The sequence below is a fragment of the Pseudomonas sp. BF-R-26 genome (assembly GCF_019947395.1).
GTDB lineage: Bacteria > Pseudomonadota > Gammaproteobacteria > Pseudomonadales > Pseudomonadaceae > Aquipseudomonas > Aquipseudomonas farris.
In genome coordinates this window covers 177568-194043 of record NZ_JAGYGK010000003.1, presented here as the reverse complement: position 1 = coordinate 194043, position 16476 = coordinate 177568, and the positions used below count along the sequence as shown (strand labels likewise).

At 57.5% G+C, this 16476-nt stretch carries 19 protein-coding genes; 3 read left to right on the top strand and 16 right to left on the bottom strand.

Annotated features, from left to right (window positions below):
- Positions 1-2 precede the first annotated feature (2 nt).
- Positions 3-659 (bottom strand): DsbA family oxidoreductase, encoded by a 657-nt coding sequence (locus KGB18_RS05110; RefSeq protein WP_123721674.1) that lies wholly within the window; start codon positions 657-659, stop codon positions 3-5.
- Positions 656-877, bottom strand: a complete 222-nt coding sequence (locus KGB18_RS05105; protein ID WP_123361089.1) for a tautomerase family protein — start codon at positions 875-877, stop codon at positions 656-658. Before KGB18_RS05105 ends, KGB18_RS05110 begins: the two co-directional genes overlap by 4 nt.
- Before the next feature lie 369 nt (positions 878-1246).
- Here KGB18_RS05105 and KGB18_RS05100 point away from each other — a divergent pair, with 369 nt between their 5' ends.
- The gene (locus tag KGB18_RS05100) at positions 1247-1570 is read left to right on the top strand and encodes a helix-turn-helix domain-containing protein (RefSeq protein ID WP_123721675.1); all 324 of its coding nucleotides are present in this window, start codon (positions 1247-1249) and stop codon (positions 1568-1570) included.
- On the opposite strand, the gene KGB18_RS05095 is transcribed toward KGB18_RS05100, so the two are convergent.
- The 3 genes from KGB18_RS05095 to KGB18_RS05085 form a co-directional block, all read right to left on the bottom strand.
- Complete coding sequence (locus KGB18_RS05095) at positions 1567-1914, bottom strand: type II toxin-antitoxin system RelE/ParE family toxin (protein ID WP_123721676.1); 348 nt, start codon at positions 1912-1914, stop codon at positions 1567-1569. The genes KGB18_RS05100 and KGB18_RS05095 overlap by 4 nt on opposite strands.
- 225 nt (positions 1915-2139) lie before the next feature.
- The gene (locus KGB18_RS05090; protein ID WP_123721677.1) at positions 2140-2817 is read right to left on the bottom strand and encodes an RES family NAD+ phosphorylase; all 678 of its coding nucleotides are present in this window, start codon (positions 2815-2817) and stop codon (positions 2140-2142) included.
- The gene (locus tag KGB18_RS05085) at positions 2817-3227 is read right to left on the bottom strand and encodes an MbcA/ParS/Xre antitoxin family protein (RefSeq protein ID WP_223569487.1); all 411 of its coding nucleotides are present in this window, start codon (positions 3225-3227) and stop codon (positions 2817-2819) included. Before KGB18_RS05085 ends, KGB18_RS05090 begins: the two co-directional genes overlap by 1 nt.
- Before the next feature lie 623 nt (positions 3228-3850).
- On the opposite strand from KGB18_RS05085, the gene KGB18_RS05080 reads away from it, so the two are divergent.
- Positions 3851-4777: a LysR family transcriptional regulator gene (locus KGB18_RS05080; protein ID WP_123721678.1), complete on the top strand. Its 927-nt coding sequence runs from the start codon at positions 3851-3853 to the stop codon at positions 4775-4777.
- Here KGB18_RS05080 and KGB18_RS05075 read toward each other — a convergent pair.
- From KGB18_RS05075 to KGB18_RS05025, 11 genes are all read right to left on the bottom strand, one after another.
- The gene (locus KGB18_RS05075; RefSeq protein WP_038978526.1) at positions 4694-5011 is read right to left on the bottom strand and encodes an AzlD domain-containing protein; all 318 of its coding nucleotides are present in this window, start codon (positions 5009-5011) and stop codon (positions 4694-4696) included. The genes KGB18_RS05080 and KGB18_RS05075 overlap by 84 nt on opposite strands.
- Entirely contained in the window at positions 4990-5706 is a 717-nt protein-coding gene (locus tag KGB18_RS05070) for an AzlC family ABC transporter permease (protein WP_123721679.1), read from the bottom strand. Before KGB18_RS05070 ends, KGB18_RS05075 begins: the two co-directional genes overlap by 22 nt.
- Positions 5703-6116: a GNAT family N-acetyltransferase gene (locus KGB18_RS05065; protein ID WP_187326451.1), complete on the bottom strand. Its 414-nt coding sequence runs from the start codon at positions 6114-6116 to the stop codon at positions 5703-5705. Before KGB18_RS05065 ends, KGB18_RS05070 begins: the two co-directional genes overlap by 4 nt.
- A gap of 46 nt (positions 6117-6162) precedes the next feature.
- Positions 6163-6909 (bottom strand): 2OG-Fe dioxygenase family protein, encoded by a 747-nt coding sequence (locus KGB18_RS05060; protein WP_123721680.1) that lies wholly within the window; start codon positions 6907-6909, stop codon positions 6163-6165.
- 232 nt (positions 6910-7141) lie between these two features.
- Positions 7142-8428 (bottom strand): OprD family porin, encoded by a 1287-nt coding sequence (locus KGB18_RS05055; RefSeq protein WP_223569486.1) that lies wholly within the window; start codon positions 8426-8428, stop codon positions 7142-7144.
- 235 nt (positions 8429-8663) lie between these two features.
- Positions 8664-9059: a nuclear transport factor 2 family protein gene (locus tag KGB18_RS05050; RefSeq protein ID WP_123721682.1), complete on the bottom strand. Its 396-nt coding sequence runs from the start codon at positions 9057-9059 to the stop codon at positions 8664-8666.
- Positions 9060-9076: 17 nt separating this feature from the next.
- Positions 9077-9748 (bottom strand): DsbA family protein, encoded by a 672-nt coding sequence (locus KGB18_RS05045; RefSeq protein WP_123721683.1) that lies wholly within the window; start codon positions 9746-9748, stop codon positions 9077-9079.
- A 303-nt stretch (positions 9749-10051) separates the two neighbouring features.
- Positions 10052-10264, bottom strand: coding sequence for a hypothetical protein (locus KGB18_RS05040; protein ID WP_008068732.1), 213 nt, complete (start codon positions 10262-10264; stop codon positions 10052-10054).
- A gap of 245 nt (positions 10265-10509) precedes the next feature.
- Positions 10510-11616 carry an agmatine deiminase gene (gene aguA / locus KGB18_RS05035; protein WP_123721684.1) on the bottom strand — a complete coding sequence of 369 codons (1107 nt, stop codon included), beginning with the start codon at positions 11614-11616 and terminating at the stop codon, positions 10510-10512.
- Positions 11617-11619: 3 nt separating this feature from the next.
- Positions 11620-12498, bottom strand: a complete 879-nt coding sequence (gene aguB / locus KGB18_RS05030; protein ID WP_008068730.1) for an N-carbamoylputrescine amidase — start codon at positions 12496-12498, stop codon at positions 11620-11622.
- 304 nt (positions 12499-12802) lie between these two features.
- The gene (locus KGB18_RS05025; protein ID WP_123721685.1) at positions 12803-15715 is read right to left on the bottom strand and encodes an aminotransferase; all 2913 of its coding nucleotides are present in this window, start codon (positions 15713-15715) and stop codon (positions 12803-12805) included.
- A 180-nt stretch (positions 15716-15895) separates the two neighbouring features.
- Between KGB18_RS05025 and rfbC the strand changes: the two genes are divergently transcribed.
- Positions 15896-16441, top strand: a complete 546-nt coding sequence (gene rfbC / locus KGB18_RS05020) for a dTDP-4-dehydrorhamnose 3,5-epimerase (protein ID WP_123721686.1) — start codon at positions 15896-15898, stop codon at positions 16439-16441.
- Positions 16442-16476 lie beyond the last annotated feature (35 nt).

Genomic DNA, 16476 nt, shown 5'->3' with positions numbered 1-16476 from the left:
AATCAGGCTTCCGCGGGGGCTTGCGCCATTTGCCTCAGCATCTGTTCGTAGTACTCGACCGATTGCGAACCGGACACCAGGTGACGACCGTTAAGCACCATGGCCGGTACCGAATTGATGCCGCGCTCGCGGTAAAACGCTTCAAGCTCACGCACCTCGTTGGCGAACGTTCCGGAGGCCAGCACCTCGCTTGCACGCTCCGCATCCAGCCCCGCTTCAGCAGCCAAACGCACCAGCGTCTGGTGATCGCTCGGGTTCTGGCCGGCGGCGAAGTAAGCGCGCAGCAATGCTCGCTTGAGCGCGACCTGCCGCCCTTCCTGCAACGCCCAGAACAACAAACGGTGAGCATCAAACGTGTTGTAGAAATGGCTGCGCTTCTCCAGATCGAACTTGAACCCGATGGCCTCACCACAAGCGATCTGCATCGCTTTGCCAGCGGCGACTTCCTCGGCGCTGCGTCCGGACTTGCGCATCAAGTGCTCGACCGCGTTCTCGCCTTCCGCTGGCATGTCCGGGTTTAACTCAAAGGGCTTGAAGGTCAGCTCGACGGAGACTTCACTGGCCAGGTTCTCGATCGCTTGCTCCAGCGCCGTCGCACCCAAGGCGCACCATGGGCACACCACGTCGGAGACGAAATCGATGGTGACGGACGCGGTCATGACTGCCCCTGCTCCTCAGCGAGTTGTTTTCGGTACTGGGTGGTGGTGATCCCGGCATAGCCCCAGTTATCGGTGTCGACTTCTTCGATCACGATGTGGGTCAGGTCCGGGCGCTTGTTGAGGACGCGTTCCAGGGTTTCAGTGATTTCAGCGATCACCTGAGCTTTCTGCTCCGAGGTAACGCCATCGCGGGTGATGCGTACGCTTACGAAAGGCATGGGGAAATCTCCAGTGGTCTTCTCATCGGAATGATGAGGAGGCGTTGGAGATGAATGTATGAGGTTGGGTCAGAGGGATAAAGGTGGGGGCGGGAACATCATTAGTTACTTGGTGTAATGACTACGTCGATATCGATTGGAGACGCCACCGGAAAATATGGCCTAACTGTAAGGCCCGCCAGCGGTCAAAACGGGCTTCAATCCGTGCTGACAAACCTCATCGTATTTTCGAAGAAGGCACCGCGGCAAGTGGCCGTTAATTTTGCCGGTGATCGACAAGCACAAAAAACGTTTGCATCAAAAATGATCAATCGGCTAATCTCCATTTATCGTAAATTTTAGATACCGCCTAAAACGGGATAAATGCTCATGGCACTTCAATTCTTTGATAGTCCGTTCCATGTCACGCATGACGAGGAAGTCGCCAGCAAAATGGCGTTGAAAATGGAGCTATCGATATTCATCACTGATTGCATCAAAAAACTGGGCCTCAAACAGAGTGAGGCTGCAGTCAGGTTAAATGTGACCCAATCACGCGTTTCCGAGCTAACCACTGGCAAGATCGAGAAATTTACGATCGATGCAATGATGGACATGCTGGATAGACTCGGATTTCGCACTACTTTTACGTTGCCGTCCAACGATGCCGGGGCCTTGCCTCAGATCGTCATTTCACAAGCTCACGCCTGCTAGACGTTGTAACCCATCTTTCGAAGCTCCCTTTTCAGTTCCTTCAACCGGTCTTGCGCAACAGCCATTGCATGACGATCGGTTCCATTCGTCGTCTTCACGAATGAATGAAGGACGAAAATGGTGTCCGCATACTTCGCAATGTAGATGCATCGGTATGCCGGGCTGCCATTGATAATCAACTCAATAGCCCCCGCACCTACTGAACTCAGTTGCTTTATTGCCAGCTCTGGATCGCCGCTGTACTGCACACGCATCAGGTCTTTCCCGAACTCATCCTGTACCCACTCAGGCAAATCCTTGTACTCACGTGTTGCCGCCTCACTTACAAATGCAAATCTCTTCAAATGATGGATTCCTACCTGGAACAGTGGATGCCCTCCGAACATCTCAGTAGACGATTTAAGGGATGCTGTTTAGTAGTCATCGCAGGCTATTTCCGCAGTAGGACTTAGCCCCTTTTGATGTAGTCCATTTAGATACGTGCGCAGTTTTTCCATTTATGCGACGCGTGTTCGTCCAGCGACGCGGAAGCCCCCGAACCCATCGGGGCTTTTTGCGCTTCGTTGAGCTCACATCTCACTAACTTCAAACACAAACGAGATCTTCCGACTGCTCGCACTCCACACATAACGAATGTGCTTCCCTTGCTTCGGAATGGACACAGCGGGCGGTCGAAACGCGGCAACACATTCATGACCCGGCAAACGAACGCTGTTGTAAAGCAATCCCCAGGACAAGGTTTCACGCAGTTGGCGGGCGAAGGCCTGGGCCGGGCCGTAGGCGTTGGGATCTGGGTCGTGCAGGTGTGGGTAGTCGCCACGGATGTCATGCAGCGGTTTGACGACCCGGTTGACGTAGGTGCGCATGGTCAACTCGAGGTCCGGTTCGTTGGTCGCGGCGAGGAAGCGTTCCTGGTGATAGCTCGTCTCGGCGATGGCGGCGGCCTGGCTGCTGGCGGCGTAGTAGACGCCGAAGGTGCCATCGGTGAAGCGGCTGGTTTTGCCGATGTGGGTGAACGCGGCCATGACCGGTGTGGAGCCAGGGCCGGAGACGCGGTCTTCGGGGCGCACGCGGGCGAGTACGCCGGCTTCTTCCATCAGCCGATCGTTGGTCAGGGCTTCCAGCGCGTAGGCAGTGGGCAGGTCTTCGGGGTCGAGCACGTCTTCGAACAACGAGATCGGCGGGAAGCAGCTGTTAACGATCCGATAAGCCCGCGGCCATTGCGGGTCGGCCACCTCTGGCGCCATCAACCGCGCACTCCGTCGAGGTAGCGGCGCACGTCAGCGATGTCGACTACGCGGCCGGCCAGCATGTAGGACAGCGCCGACTGGCCATTGAACGGCGCGGCGGTGTTGGGGCTGCTGACCCAGGTGTAGGCGCGCTCGTGGCTGTTGCTGAAGATGATGCTCAACGCTTTGTGGATGCCCATCAAATACGAGATGCGCTCCAGGGTGTCGTGGGGCAGACGCACGTTGGGCGGCAGGTGTTTGTACTTGTAGAAAGTGGTGTTGCCGACTTTGCCCAAAAGGGTGCGTTGTTGCTCGGCGGTGCAGCCCCAGCGTTCCATTAGATTGAAGAAAAATTTGAGCGCGACTCGACCGGCTTCGGGAGTCTCGAGTTGTTGCTGTGGGCTGAGGACGATGGTTGAGGCAGGCATGGGGATAGCCTCCTTGAATGTGCGATATCTTGATTTCAGACTAGTACAGATACGAACAAATATGAAATTTTAATTCGTAAACGTATCGACCTATTCCCCTTTTCCGAAAAGAACTTCGCGCAGCTTTTCCCAGACTAAAAAACTCCGACACACGGTCAAAGACACCCGTTGACACCCGCCATACAGGGGCAGACAATTTAATCGAGAGCGCGAAACCGACTGCCTTCAGGTGGCGATAGTCGATGTAGGAGCCCCGTTGATGACCTGAAAATCAGCGCTCGGGTAAACCTCTCCTCCCCTGCTTGAGGGAGCACAATATCAAGCACCTATTCATGAAAGCAGCCTGATCAGGCTGCTTTTTTTTGCCTTGGAAAAAGGTTTCGCTGATATCCAGAAAACACCCACACATCCCCCTTCCGGGCCATTTTCTGACCCCGATCACCTACGCCCCACCAAAAACCCCAATCCTGTGTAAGCCTCCAGCCATCGGACGCAGAATCATTTCGCTACTAAACTCGGGACAAGCATGCTCAGGTGCAGGATCATAGCCAGCACGCGACCGACGCCCACCGGGGCGATCAGTACACAACAATAGCCAGCCCACTTTAGAGGGCATTACCCAAATGGATAGCAGAACCTTACGTAACCTCATGCGCATTGTGCAGACCGGCTCATTGTCGGCGGCGGCAGAGCATTCCTGTTTGACCGTGCAGGCATTGGCCGCGCAGTTGAACAAGGTCGAAGAGCAGTTCGGTTTTCGGTTGTTTCGTCGCTCCAACAAGGGGCTGACTCTGACAACGCAGGGCACGGAGCTCACGCCCTACATGGACAAAGTGTTGGTCGCTACGCGGCAACTGGAAGAAAAAGCCGCCGCGCTCAAGGTGCCGGGGCAGCGCACGCTCAAGGTTGCACTTAACACCACGCTCTCGGCCGACTTCAACCGGCGCATGATCGGACGCCTCATTGAGGTTTTTCCTGATTATCAACTGGAATTCAGCTACGCCGAGTCGATGGAAAACCTCAGCAAGTTGAAGAATGAGGACTTCGACCTGGCCGTGCTGATCGGGCCGCAGCAGCCGGGGTTACCCAGCATTGCCCTGCCCCATGTCCAGGTGCAGGTGGTTGGTGCTCATTGCGGTGAGGAAAACGATCCGCTGATGCTGCTCGGCAATAAGTTTCAGGTTCGTCCTGCCGACGATTGTCCGTATTCCCACAGTTTCTTGCGCTTTCTCGACGCTGGCCTTGGTAATTACGAGTCAGGCAAGCGGATGATCTATTCCTGCAGCGAGACCCTGACCCTGTCGTTGATCACGCAAATGGACGGCCTCGGCATGGTTTCCCGTGAGGCGGCCCTGCGTAATGGCTTGACCATTTTCCCGGGTTTCGAGGACTCCCTCGAAGTGCGGCTGGCGGTCAATAACTCCGAGTTGTCGGGCCAGGCCCTGAACGACGTAGTCGCTCTGTCGCTACATGAACGACCCGAGCGCGATGTACGCAGCCGTTCCCACCGCTACGCTGAGAAAGAGGTTTTTGCTGAAATACGCACATAACAACGTCGGAATGGCTGCATAAAATTCCGGGCGATCGAGCTGCACCTGCTGATCCTTGATCAACAGCGGCGTGAGGCTGATTGCAGCGACGATCGCCACCGGCAGGTATTCCAGCGCCCGGGCGACCAGGGGAGGCCAATGATCGGTGCTCACCTGCAGCGGCAACGCGCGCGGCAGGAACGTCACGGCCATCATCAGCACGACGACCAGGATCAGGAACGTTTGGTCAGGCATACACCCACCCCGCAGCCCACAAATGTGGCGATGAACACGTTGAAGGGTGAGCTGCCGATAAGGCTCAGGGCCCCCATGCAGGCAACCGCGGCCAGTGCGGCGATCAGTTTATTGCGGGTGTTGCACAGCGATACCAGCACGTAGAGCATCATCGCGGTCAGCGCATAGTCGAGCTGATATTTGATCAGGTGCGCCGCGTACTGCGCGCAAATTGCTCCCAGCAAACCGCCCAGCACCCACGACGTGTGGCAATACAGATTGAAGCCGATCAGGTAACGCACATTGACCGGCGTGCCCTTGCCCAGTTTGACGCTGTGGAAGGCGAACGATTCATCGGTCAGCCCGCCGGCATAACACCAGCGCTCGAGACGACTGAGCCCCATCGCCTGCAAGGCCTTGGCCATGTAGACCGACATCAGCATGTGCCGCGCGTTGATCAGAAACGTGGTGAGGATGATGGTGGTCAGTGACGCGCCGCTGGAGATCAGCGCCAGGGCGGCGAACTGCGAGGCACCGGCGTAGACGAACAGGCACATCGCGACCGGCAGCCACACTGGCAATCCGGCATTGACGGCCATCAAACCGAACACAAACGACACCGTGAAGTAGCCCGCAATAACCGGGCTGGCTTCAGCGAACGTGCGCGAGGGCTGGGGCTCGACCATCAGCGGCTGGCTGCTGGACGTCTCATTCATAGGTCCCTCTCAAAGGTAGTTTCGCCGCTCGGCTCGCAAAAGCCCTGAGCACTCCAAAAACGTTTGCCGGCAAGGTTAGCATCGTCGACGAACAGGAACATCCGCAGCACACCGACTCGTTTCATGTCTGCCGAAGCCGCTTCCACCAGGCGCTGACCAACGCCCTGGCTGCGATACACCGGGCTCACCGCCAGGTGATTGATGGTGCCGCGGCTGCCGAGCATGCCACCCAACACCGCGCCGACCACTTCGCCGCAGACATCGAGCGCGAGGAACGCGGTGGTGGTTTTCTGCTCCAACACACCGCGCAGGCATTTGGCGTCCTGCCATTCACAGAATGACACTTCTTCGAATTGCCGAAAGAAGCGTTCCAGACGTTGGGCATCCTTGGCCATCGCGCGCTGCAACATCACCGGTGCAGCGCACTCGGCGATGTGCATCATGGGATCTAGCTGTTCAGCGAACAATGTCGAAAGCGGTCCCGGGCCGCGAGAAGGAAATTGCCAGAATCTGCCGATAGGCCATTTCGTGAGCGTGGGTGTTGCGTGCCGGTGTCACGTAGTGACGCATGTCGCGATCGAGGAAGTAGGTGGTGTCGAGGATTTCCAGATAGGTCGTCGCCGCCAATGGTTCCTCTTGGGCCGAATACAAACGGCTCTCGGCCCCATCCACGTTGTTGCGGCCCCAGAAATGCACACCGCTGAACGGATAACCGTCGCAGTGAATACCTTCAGGGGTAATTTCCAGTTGCTTGCCTGGCTTGATCTCGATGCGGATCTGATGGATCTGGCATTGCCAGATTTCGTCGTGCAACTCCGGCGGCAATACGTTTTTGTACACCTCGAAATCCGCATCGATGAGGCTGCGCATCACCGGCGAATTGATGACTTCATTGGAGAAGTCCTGGAAGTGCCGCTCCAGCCCGCCGACATAGCTGTTGTTGGCCTTCGATTGCACGTAGGCGCGGTGTTCCAGCTGCGTCAAGTCACGGGTGACCGGGTTGTATTCGAAATCGCTGTAACGACGGAAACGCATGCCCGCATCGGCCTGGCCGTAATAACTGTCCGGCTCCATGCTTTCCCAACTTTTGGTCAATCTGACGAAGTCGGAAAAATGACCGAAGAGATTGAAGTCGGCTCCCTGGACGTTGACATACTTGTCGCGCCGTAGCGATTCGCCAACTTCTCTGTTCAAAACGATCATTACTAGGTCTCCACTGCATTTAGCGGCTTAATCTAGTAGGTGCAGGATTTGCGGCCCATGAGAAAGAATTTCAGGCATATCAAGCGTTGATTGAAACGCAGTATGAAGTTGCTTTAATTCGACTTTTTGCGATCGAAAACAGCCATTTTTCGTATGTTCTTACGGTCACAAGGCGGAAAAAAACCCCGAACCAGTCGGGGTTTTTATCGAGTCTGAACAACTCAGACGATCATCAGAAGATGTTGATCGGGTAATCCACGAACACGCGCAGTTCGTTGCCGCTGACGTTGTACTCGCTGGATTTCTGCGACACGCGCAGGATCGAGCTGCGTACCTTCACGCTCAGGTCTTTGGCCGGGCCACTTTGCACGACGTACTTGAACTGGTTGAAGATCTCGCGCTCGGTGCCGCCTTCGCTGGTGGAGGTGGTGATGTTGTCACCGCGAACATAGGCGAAGTTGTAGCTCAGGCCAGGAATGCCGAAAGCGCGGAAGTCCAGACCGTAGCCCAACTGCCAGCTGCGTTCGTCTTCGGCGTTGAAGTCGGACCAGTAGGAGTTCGCCAGGTAGATGGTGTTACCGCCGTCGCCGACGCGACCTTGATCCTTCTGGTAGCCGCCGTAGGCGTAGCCCAGGTTGCTGTCGCCGGTGCTGCGTTGGTGAGCGAGAGTGAACGAGTGCGGGCCCGTGGCGAAGGTCGCTGCCAGGCTCCAGATCTTGTTGTCGTCGCCGGTAGCACCGCTTTCGCGGACGTAGGAATCGTCCAGCTTGGTGCGGTAGCCGTTGAAGTCCAGGGTCAGGGACTGATCCTTGTCGATCGGGAACACGTAGTTGGCGTTCACGTATTGCTTCTTCAGCACATCTTCGACGTCGGACGCGTACAGCGCAGCCTTGAACTGTTCGGTGAACTGGTAGCTACCGCCCAACACGTTGATCGACTTCAAGCCACCGCTGTCACGGCCTTCAGCACTTTTACGCGATTCGGCGGTGAAGCGACCTGCGTTCAGCTCCAGGCCTTTGATCTCCTTGGATGTGATCAGGGTGCCGGTGTAGCTTTCCGGCAGCAGGCGCGAGTTGTCGTAGTTCAGCACCGGCAGGGCCGGCATCTGGTCGCCATAGGTCAGCGTGGTGCTGGAGAGGCGGAACTTGACTGCCGCGCCCCCCTTCGACAGGTCGTCAGCTGCGTTGCCGCTATCGCCCTGCTTGAAGAAGTCGATACCACCGGCGCCGCTGCGGCCCTTGCCGCCGTCCAGACGCAGTGCGTACAGACCGAAGGCGTCCACACCCACACCGACGGTGCCTTGGGTGAAACCGGACGAGAAAGTACCGATGGCCGCTTGGCCCCATTCGGCTTTGTCCGGGTTGCCGTCTTTATAGTCACGATTGATATAGGCGTTGCGCAGCAGCACTTTGAGGCTGCTGTCTTCAACAAAACCCTTGGACTCGGCCTGGTCGTTAGCCATGGCCTGTGTGGCGCTCAACATCCCCAGTGCGATCAGGCTGATTCGCTTGTTCAACATGTTATTTTCCTTATTACGGGTTGATACGCGCTGTGTCGAACAACTGAAATGGCGCTATCGCGCTCTTTTTTCACTCAAAAACAAAAAGGCCCGCCCACGAAAATTCGCGGCGGGCCTTTTATTGTTTTGTGAGTCATGGCGGTTAGCCACAGGCGTGCGGCGCATCCTATCCGTGCCCTTAATAAGGTGTCAATTTCATGAATCGTCTGTGAATAGGCGAAAATCGTCTAAGAAATCACTTGTCAGCGATAGCCAATTGCACGGTGTGGCTGTCGACGAATTGTTCGAAATGCGTGACTTTGCCGTCAGCCAGGGTCCACAAGTGAGCGACCCGAGCATTCATCGGGCGGCCAGTGGCTTTGTAGATTCCGCTGTAGTTGCCATAGGCAAACACCTTGTCGCCCTGTGCGACGTAGTTCTCGACCTTGAACTGAAAATCTTCCCACTCGGTGGCCAGGCGCTTGAAGACATTTTCGACGATAGCGTCGAAACCGACATAGGTCCCGGCGTAGGGAAAACCCGCCGCTTCGGTCCAGCGGGCGTCATCGGCCAGCGCCGCGGCGGTATTGCGCGCATTCTCCTGGGAGTTGGCGCCTTCGTACGTGCTTTTGATCAGGCTCAGGTTATCCATGGTGACTCCAGCTGAATTCAATGGGCGCAGCCGTCGAGGCCACAGGTTTGAAACGCGGATGAAGACTCCTTCGCCGCAAACGACTGACCCAGCCATTGGGCGAAAGCTTGCGGCTTGCCGAGCCACGGGCCGATGTCGACCAGGGTGAACTGGCCATCCTGTTCCAGCGCGAAGGTCGGGAAACCCTGACCGCCAACATTGGCCAAGAGTGCGCGACTGTCCTTGATATGGCGCTCGGTGTCGGCTTCATTAAATGCCTGTTGGAACGCCTCAGGTTCAAGGCCGGTCTTTGTGGCGAGTTCCAGCAGAACAGCTTCGTCAGCGATGCGTCGACCTTCCACGTAATGAGCCGTCTGCAAACGCCCCAACAACGCTAGACCACGTCCAGCGATCTGCTCGGCTGCCAGCACGGCGGCAATCGGCGGCGCGGAATCGAACACCGCGGTTTCATCGCGCAGCAAACCCTCAAAATACGCCTCGCCAAACGGCTGGCCGGTGTACTCGGCGATGCGTCGGTCGTGGGGCATGACGTAATTGCGCAGTTGTGGCGAAACGGTCTGGCGGTTGGCGCCGGTCATCATGCCACCACCGTGGGCGATCACCGGCAACACGCTTTGGGCGGCCTGCACCAGTGGCTTGGCGCCGTAACACCAGCCACACAATGGGTCGTAAATGTAGTGAAGGATCATGGGAGGACTCCGGCAACAAAGTAGGAAAACTCAATGCCTGCAGGTTAATCCCCAGACAGTTTCGGAAAAACGCTGGAATGGCTTTCAGTCTGTTTCATGAATCGGTCGAATGCTTTTTTCTTCCGCCAGGTGATGGCCTTGGCAAGATCAAAAGATCGCAGCCTGCGGCAGCTCCTACGCCGATCTATGTAGGAGCTGCCGAAGGCTGCGATCTTGACGTCCTGACAAGCGCCAATTTTTCAACAGGCATAAAAAAAGCGCCGCCTTCCCGGCAGCGCTTTTATCAATCCTTTGTTTTTCTTCTTATCCTTCCATCACATCCCACAGTGCTTCCAGTTCCGCCTCGCTGAATAAACCAGCGGGGTAGCGCTCGATCATCATCCGGCGCGGATCAGGTTCCCTGATCTGACGCGTTCCATTGGACTTCAACCACTGCGCCAAGACCTGGAGCGATTCGCTGTTAACTGCCAGGGGATGCATTGCCCGCTCGCTCACGACGTTCATTTCGGCGTTCATCTCAGCGCTCTCTCCTGGTTTGTGAGCGGCTAACTTATCCAAGGTTTATGACAGAACATCGAAGTTCTCTCCCTCCCCATGTTGCGCCATCGAAGATACAAGAGCTGTGCCAATGTTTTCGAAGTGTCGACAAGTGGATACAAAAAAGCCCGCAGTCCTGATGGGCTGCGGGCTTTCTGTGAAATAACGAGGTTAAATCGTTGCTCAATCGATTCTTCAATCAACTCCGGCTGTTACAACCTCACTCACTCCTTGTGCGGCGCGGGCTGTTGTTGGGTAAGGCAGTGGATGTTACCGCCCCCCAGTAACAGTTCGCGACCCGGCACCATGACCACTTCGTGCTGCGGGAACAAAGCCTGCAAAATCTCTTTGGCCGGACCGTCCAACGGGTCGTCGAAGCTCGGCGCGATGATGCCGCCGTTGACGATCAGGAAGTTCACGTAAGAGCCAGCCAGACGAACGGTCGGATTTCGCTCCTGAGTGCCGTCAACCGGATCCACGCCAGCGCACTCGTCTTCGGTCGCGTACAGCGGCCCGGGAATCGGCATCTTGTGCACCGTGAATGGGCGCCCCTTGGCATCGGTGCTGTTTTGCAGCACGTTCATCGCCGCCTGGCAGCGCGGGTAGTTCGGGTCCTGCGGGTCGTCGGTCCAGGCCAGCAGCACTTCGCCCGGACGCACGTAGCAGCAGAAGTTATCCACATGGCCGTCGGTTTCGTCGTTGAACAAACCGTCCGGCAACCAGATGATCTTATCCACAGCCAGATTTGCACTGAGCACCGCTTCGATTTGTGCACGGTCCATGTGCGGATTGCGATTGCGGTTGAGCAGGCACTCTTCGGTGGTGATCAGGGTGCCTTCGCCATCGACATGGATCGAGCCGCCTTCGAGCACAAAACCTTCGGTGCGGTAGCGCGGGCTGCGTTCGATTTCGAGGATCTTGCTCGCCACCTGCGAGTCACGGTTCCACGGCGAATACAGACCACCGTCGAAACCGCCCCAGGCATTGAAGTCCCAATCCACACCACGGACTTCGCCACGGTTGTTGATGACGAACGTCGGGCCAGTATCCCGAACCCAAGCATCATCGCTGGACATCTCCACCAAACGAATATTCGGCACGTCGAGACGGGCACGAGCATTTTCGTACTGGCCGGCGGAAACCGCCACGGTCACCGGTTCGAAACGCGCGATGGCCTTGGCCACCGCCACATGCGCGGCTTGTGCCGGTTTGCCGCCCAGGCGCCAGTTGTCCGGGCGCTCGGGCCAGACCATCCAGGTCTGGGTCTGTGGTGCCCATTCGGCGGGCATGTAAAAGCCGTCGGTGCGAGGGGTGCTGTTCAAAGTGGTCATGGTTCAGGACTCCAGGGAACCGTCGAGGGTTTTGATCGCGCCGTACAGGTTCGGGCGACGGTCACGGAACGAGCCCCATGCGCTGCGGATGTGCTCCAGCTCATCGAGGTCGAAACTGTGAACCAGAATGCCTTCTTCTGTTTCATTCAGCTCTTGGACTTTCTCGCCAAACTGGTTGGCAATGAACGACGAGCCGTAGAAGGTAATGTCGTAGCCGTCCTGCTCTTCGTTGCCGATGCGGTTGCTGGCAATCAGCGGCATCAGGTTGGCGCCGGCATGGCCTTGTTGTACGCGCTGCCAGTGGTCGCGGGACGAAATGGTCTTGTCGTGTGGCTCGCTGCCAATGGCGGTCGGGTAGAACAGGATTTCCGCACCTTGCAGCGCCATGCTGCGGGCGCACTCAGGGAACCACTGATCCCAGCAGATGCCCACGCCGATTTTCGCGTAACGGGTGTTCCAGACTTTGAAGCCGGTATCGCCCGGGTTGAAGTAGTACTTTTCGTGGTAGCCAGGGCCGTCCGGGATGTGGCTTTTACGATAAATCCCGAGGTTGCTGCCGTCGGCATCGATGATTGCGATGCTGTTGAATCGCGCGCGGCCGGCCAGCTCGTAGAAGCTGATTGGCAGAACAACCTGCAGTTCTTTGGCGACTTTCTGAAAGTGCTTGATGGCGACGTTGTCTTCAACGGTCGTGGCCAGCTGCAGGTAATCCGGGTTCGGTTTCTGGCAGAAGTACGGCGCCTCGAACAGCTCCTGGATCAGGATGATTTGCGCGCCTTTCGCCGCAGCCTCACGGACCAGCTTCTCAGCGGTCTCGATGTTGGCTTCAAGGTCCCAGGAACAGGCCATCTGGGTAGCGGCGACGGTAACGATACGGCTCATGAATCATCTCCTGGGCAAGTGCTTGAGGGTCGAGGGTGGCATCGACCGATGACAGAAAGAGGCAGCACCGGGCGTGGTTCATCCACACCGTGGGCAATGGCGACTTTATAGCCGATAAAAATCGGCTTTTAAAGCGGTAAATATTCTTTCCGTCTGAAATTTCTCACTTAATCCAGATAATAATCGAATTTAACGCGATCCCTTGTGGGAGCGAGCCTGCTCGCGATAGCGGAGGGTCAGTCGACATCAATATTGCATGTTCGACCGCTTTCGCGAGCAGGCTCGCTCCCACAGGGGTATGTATTTACAACCCTTCTTCGAGAACCTTCGACAGCATGTCGACAAAGAAATCCACGCTCTGACGCGACGTAACCATCGGCGGCTTGATCTTGAGAATGTTCAGGTAATCTCCAGTCGGCTGCATGAAGATTCCCAACTCACGAAGGCGATCGCACAACGCCGTGGTTTCTTCAGTCGCAGGCTCCAGGGTTTCGCGATTGCGGATCAACTCCACGCCCAGATAGAAGCCGGAACCATGCACTGCGCCCACCAACGGATGCCGATCAATCAACGCTTCAAGACGTTCCTTGAAATACCCGCCCACAACCTGGGCGTTTTCCCAGAGTTTTTCTTCTTCCATCACATCCAGCACTGCCATGCCGATCCGGCAACTGACCGGGCTGCCACCGGCCGACGAGAAGAAGTAACCCTCGGCCTCCAGCGCTTCAGCAATTTCCCGGCGGGTAATGACTGCGCCCAACGGCTGGCCGTTACCCATGCCTTTGGCCATGGTGATGATGTCCGGGACCACGCCCTGTTCTTCGAAACCCCAGAAGAATTTGCCCATGCGGCCGTAACCGACCTGCACTTCGTCGGCGATGCACACTCCGCCCTGAGCGCGAACCAGCGCATAGACCTGCTTCAGATAGCCCGGCGGCAGCGAGATACCGCCGGCATTGCCGTACACCGGCTCGCAGATGAAACCGGCTAACTGGCGTTTCTGCTCGGCGATTTTCGCCAGGTTGTGCTCGACGCTGCGCACGTAGTCCGGCGCGCTGTCGACGCCACGAAACTCACCGCGATAGGTGTTCGGCGCGGTCACCGGATGCACCCAGTCCGGACGGCTGCTCAAGGCCTTGGGGTTGTCGGCAATCGAAGTCGAAACCGCATCCGCCGCCACTGACCAGCCGTGATAAGCCTCCAACACACTGAGCATGTCGCGACCGCCGCTATAAGCCCAGGCCAGACGGATCGCCAGGTCATTGGCCTCAGTGCCGCTGTTGACCAGAAATACGCGATCCATGTTGTCCGGTGCCAGCTTCAGCAAACGCTCGGAAAACTCGGCAATCGCCGCGTAGTGAAAACGCGAGTTGGTGTTGAGCAACGACCACTGCCGGCTGGCGACGGCAGCCATGCGCGGATGGCCGTGACCCAAGACCGCGACGTTGTTGAGCATGTCGAGGTAAGAACGACCCTGCATGTCGATCAGGTGATTGCGCCAGCCACGCTCGATGCGCGGCGGGTCGACGTAATAGTGCTTCTGGGAGCGAGCGAAACTCGCGTCACGACGGGCCAGCAATGTCTGCGGGTCGAGCTCTTCTTCCGCATCGCAGGCCAGGCCCAACAACACGGCAGGTGACGGACACAGTGCCTGCCAGGCTGCCGCGCGCGAAGGCGTACAAAACAATGGCGCGTCTAGCTGAGCGCTTCGACACAACTGCACGATCAACGGCCCGCTGACCGAACCCAGCACCTGACCTTTGACCAGCGCCGCGCCGGTGTGCAGCGATGGAGTCACGCCCCACAGACGAACGCTCAGTTGCGGGCCATCCAGTTGCAGCACACCCTCTGTCGGCTGATGAACCACCCCGGCAAACGGTGACTCAACCGCCGTGCCATGGGGCACTCGCAACTCTACGTGCAATGGGCATGTGTCCGGTTCGCTGGCACAGTCTGGCCGGGTGCGAGACAGCCGGTATTGCCCGTAACGACTGGCCGCTAGACCGTGAGCTGCGGCGGCCTCAGTCAGCAGACGCTGGTCGATCCCCTCTTGCTCCCAATTACCCGCCTCGAAATGCGGACTGAGCACGCCCAGATCGATCAACGCAAATTCACGCCCAACCAGACTCGGCAACAATGGCGCGAAGCTTTCACTGCCGATGCTCGGCAGGCTTTGACCGACTGCGGTAAGAATCGCCGCCTCCATCAATTCCAACGACACCGATGTGGCAACACGGAAAATTTCCCACTCATGGGTCAGGTTGTCGCGACTGTACTCATTGCCCGGATCGATGCTGACCTGCTGCTCGCCACTCAACACCAGCACTGCCGAGCGGGCGACGATCAGCGGCCATAACGCCCGCAACTCTTCTTGCTGCAACGGATTGACCGCGTGATAAGCCCGAACAGCCGGCAAAATGCAGAACGGATCGCCATCGGCATGGTGCAGCAGCGCGGCGCAGGTCACCGACAGATCGGTGATCCGCCAGGTTCGGACCAGATCGCCGAAATCGATGACACCCTGCAACTGCCATTGGCGCTGCGAATCCCGCTGCCAGACCACGTTATCGTCGGTGATGTCCATGTGAATCGCCTGCACCGGCAGCTTTTCCACCAAGGGCTGCAAATGGCGCTCGGCCTGTTCGGCCGCTTCAGCAATCAACGCTCGTTGCCGCTCATCCTTGATCACCGGCAGCAGATGCGCGATCAACGCATTGGCGTGGCGGGCGTCCCATTGAAGGGTGCGCTCAAGGCCAGGATGATCGAAACCGGCCAGCGCCAGGTCCATTTCGCCGCAGAGCCGACCGAAACCGGCAACCACTGAATGGCTTAGATGATCGAGGTGCGTCAGGGATTGGCCGTCGATGTAATCAAGCAGGCGCACGTGCACCGCCTGCCCCCCAACCTCCAGAGAGAGAAGGTCTGCGCCGTTCCTGGCCGGGATAACTCGCGGCACCTGCACACCGGGATGTTCAGCCAGATGCTTGAGCCCTGCATGCTGGGCTTGCAGCTCCAGCGTCGAATAATCGCCACGGCAGATTTTCAGGACGAAACGCCCCTGCTCGCTGTCGACCCGGAAATTGAGATCCTGCTGGCTCCCAAGCGTCTGTAATCGTCCGCTCAACCCGTAATGCTCTTTCAACAGCTCAAGCGCTTGCGCCGCAGACACCTGCGGGCTGGGCAGACTGGCGCGGTGAATCAACGTGGCGAGCGGCATACAACGATCCCCTGAAATTTTATTAGGCGCTTATATCGCCACTGCTTCGGGCGATACGCAACCCCCCTTCCTGGTTGGCGCGAATCAAATGCCCGCGCAACTCTCTTCACCACACCACTCGCACCAACCACCACTTTGCGTAAGAATGTCGGCCATCACGCCTATTGCTGGAGAAACACCATGAATGTAGTCACCACCGACCTGCCCGGTGTTCTGATCATCGAACCCAAGGTATTTGGTGACGAGCGCGGTTTCTTCTATGAGAGCTTCAACGCCAAGGCTTTCGAAGAAGCAACCGGCCTGAACACCCAGTTCGTTCAGGACAACCATTCCCGCTCGCAAAAAGGTGTACTGCGCGGTCTGCATTACCAACTGGAAAACACTCAGGGCAAACTGGTGCGCGTCACTTCCGGTGAGGTGCTAGATGTGGCGGTGGATATTCGCCGCAGCTCGCCGCATTTCGGCAAATGGGTGGCGGTGCGCCTGTCCGCCGACAACCATCGCCAACTCTGGGTGCCGGAAGGTTTTGCCCATGGTTTCGTGGTGCTGAGCGATTTCGCCGAGTTCCTCTACAAAACCACCGACTACTACACCCCGTCGGCCGAGCGCAGCATTCGCTGGGACGATCCGGACCTGGGCATTGACTGGCAGCTGAACGAAGCACCGAAACTGTCGGCCAAGGATCAGTCCGCCGCGTTCTTCAAGGACGCCGAAGTCTTTTCCTGAATTCCTGTGTGAATTTTCACCGCCAGCGCGCACTT

What these genes read in the sequence shown, in the direction of transcription:
- KGB18_RS05110 (WP_123721674.1), bottom strand. Translation starts at nt 659, where the DNA reads ATGACCGCGTCCGTCACCATCGATTTCGTCTCCGACGTGGTGTGCCCA.
- KGB18_RS05105 (WP_123361089.1), bottom strand. Translation starts at nt 877, where the DNA reads ATGCCTTTCGTAAGCGTACGCATCACCCGCGATGGCGTTACCTCGGAG.
- KGB18_RS05100 (WP_123721675.1), top strand. Translation starts at nt 1,247, where the DNA reads ATGGCACTTCAATTCTTTGATAGTCCGTTCCATGTCACGCATGACGAG.
- KGB18_RS05090 (WP_123721677.1), bottom strand. Translation starts at nt 2,817, where the DNA reads ATGGCGCCAGAGGTGGCCGACCCGCAATGGCCGCGGGCTTATCGGATC.
- KGB18_RS05085 (WP_223569487.1), bottom strand. Translation starts at nt 3,227, where the DNA reads ATGCCTGCCTCAACCATCGTCCTCAGCCCACAGCAACAACTCGAGACT.
- KGB18_RS05080 (WP_123721678.1), top strand. Translation starts at nt 3,851, where the DNA reads ATGGATAGCAGAACCTTACGTAACCTCATGCGCATTGTGCAGACCGGC.
- KGB18_RS05075 (WP_038978526.1), bottom strand. Translation starts at nt 5,011, where the DNA reads ATGCCTGACCAAACGTTCCTGATCCTGGTCGTCGTGCTGATGATGGCC.
- KGB18_RS05070 (WP_123721679.1), bottom strand. Translation starts at nt 5,706, where the DNA reads ATGAATGAGACGTCCAGCAGCCAGCCGCTGATGGTCGAGCCCCAGCCC.
- KGB18_RS05065 (WP_187326451.1), bottom strand. Translation starts at nt 6,116, where the DNA reads ATGTTGCAGCGCGCGATGGCCAAGGATGCCCAACGTCTGGAACGCTTC.
- KGB18_RS05060 (WP_123721680.1), bottom strand. Translation starts at nt 6,909, where the DNA reads ATGATCGTTTTGAACAGAGAAGTTGGCGAATCGCTACGGCGCGACAAG.
- KGB18_RS05055 (WP_223569486.1), bottom strand. Translation starts at nt 8,428, where the DNA reads ATGTTGAACAAGCGAATCAGCCTGATCGCACTGGGGATGTTGAGCGCC.
- KGB18_RS05050 (WP_123721682.1), bottom strand. Translation starts at nt 9,059, where the DNA reads ATGGATAACCTGAGCCTGATCAAAAGCACGTACGAAGGCGCCAACTCC.
- KGB18_RS05045 (WP_123721683.1), bottom strand. Translation starts at nt 9,748, where the DNA reads ATGATCCTTCACTACATTTACGACCCATTGTGTGGCTGGTGTTACGGC.
- KGB18_RS05040 (WP_008068732.1), bottom strand. Translation starts at nt 10,264, where the DNA reads ATGAACGCCGAAATGAACGTCGTGAGCGAGCGGGCAATGCATCCCCTG.
- aguA (WP_123721684.1), bottom strand. Translation starts at nt 11,616, where the DNA reads ATGACCACTTTGAACAGCACCCCTCGCACCGACGGCTTTTACATGCCC.
- aguB (WP_008068730.1), bottom strand. Translation starts at nt 12,498, where the DNA reads ATGAGCCGTATCGTTACCGTCGCCGCTACCCAGATGGCCTGTTCCTGG.
- KGB18_RS05025 (WP_123721685.1), bottom strand. Translation starts at nt 15,715, where the DNA reads ATGCCGCTCGCCACGTTGATTCACCGCGCCAGTCTGCCCAGCCCGCAG.
- rfbC (WP_123721686.1), top strand. Translation starts at nt 15,896, where the DNA reads ATGAATGTAGTCACCACCGACCTGCCCGGTGTTCTGATCATCGAACCC.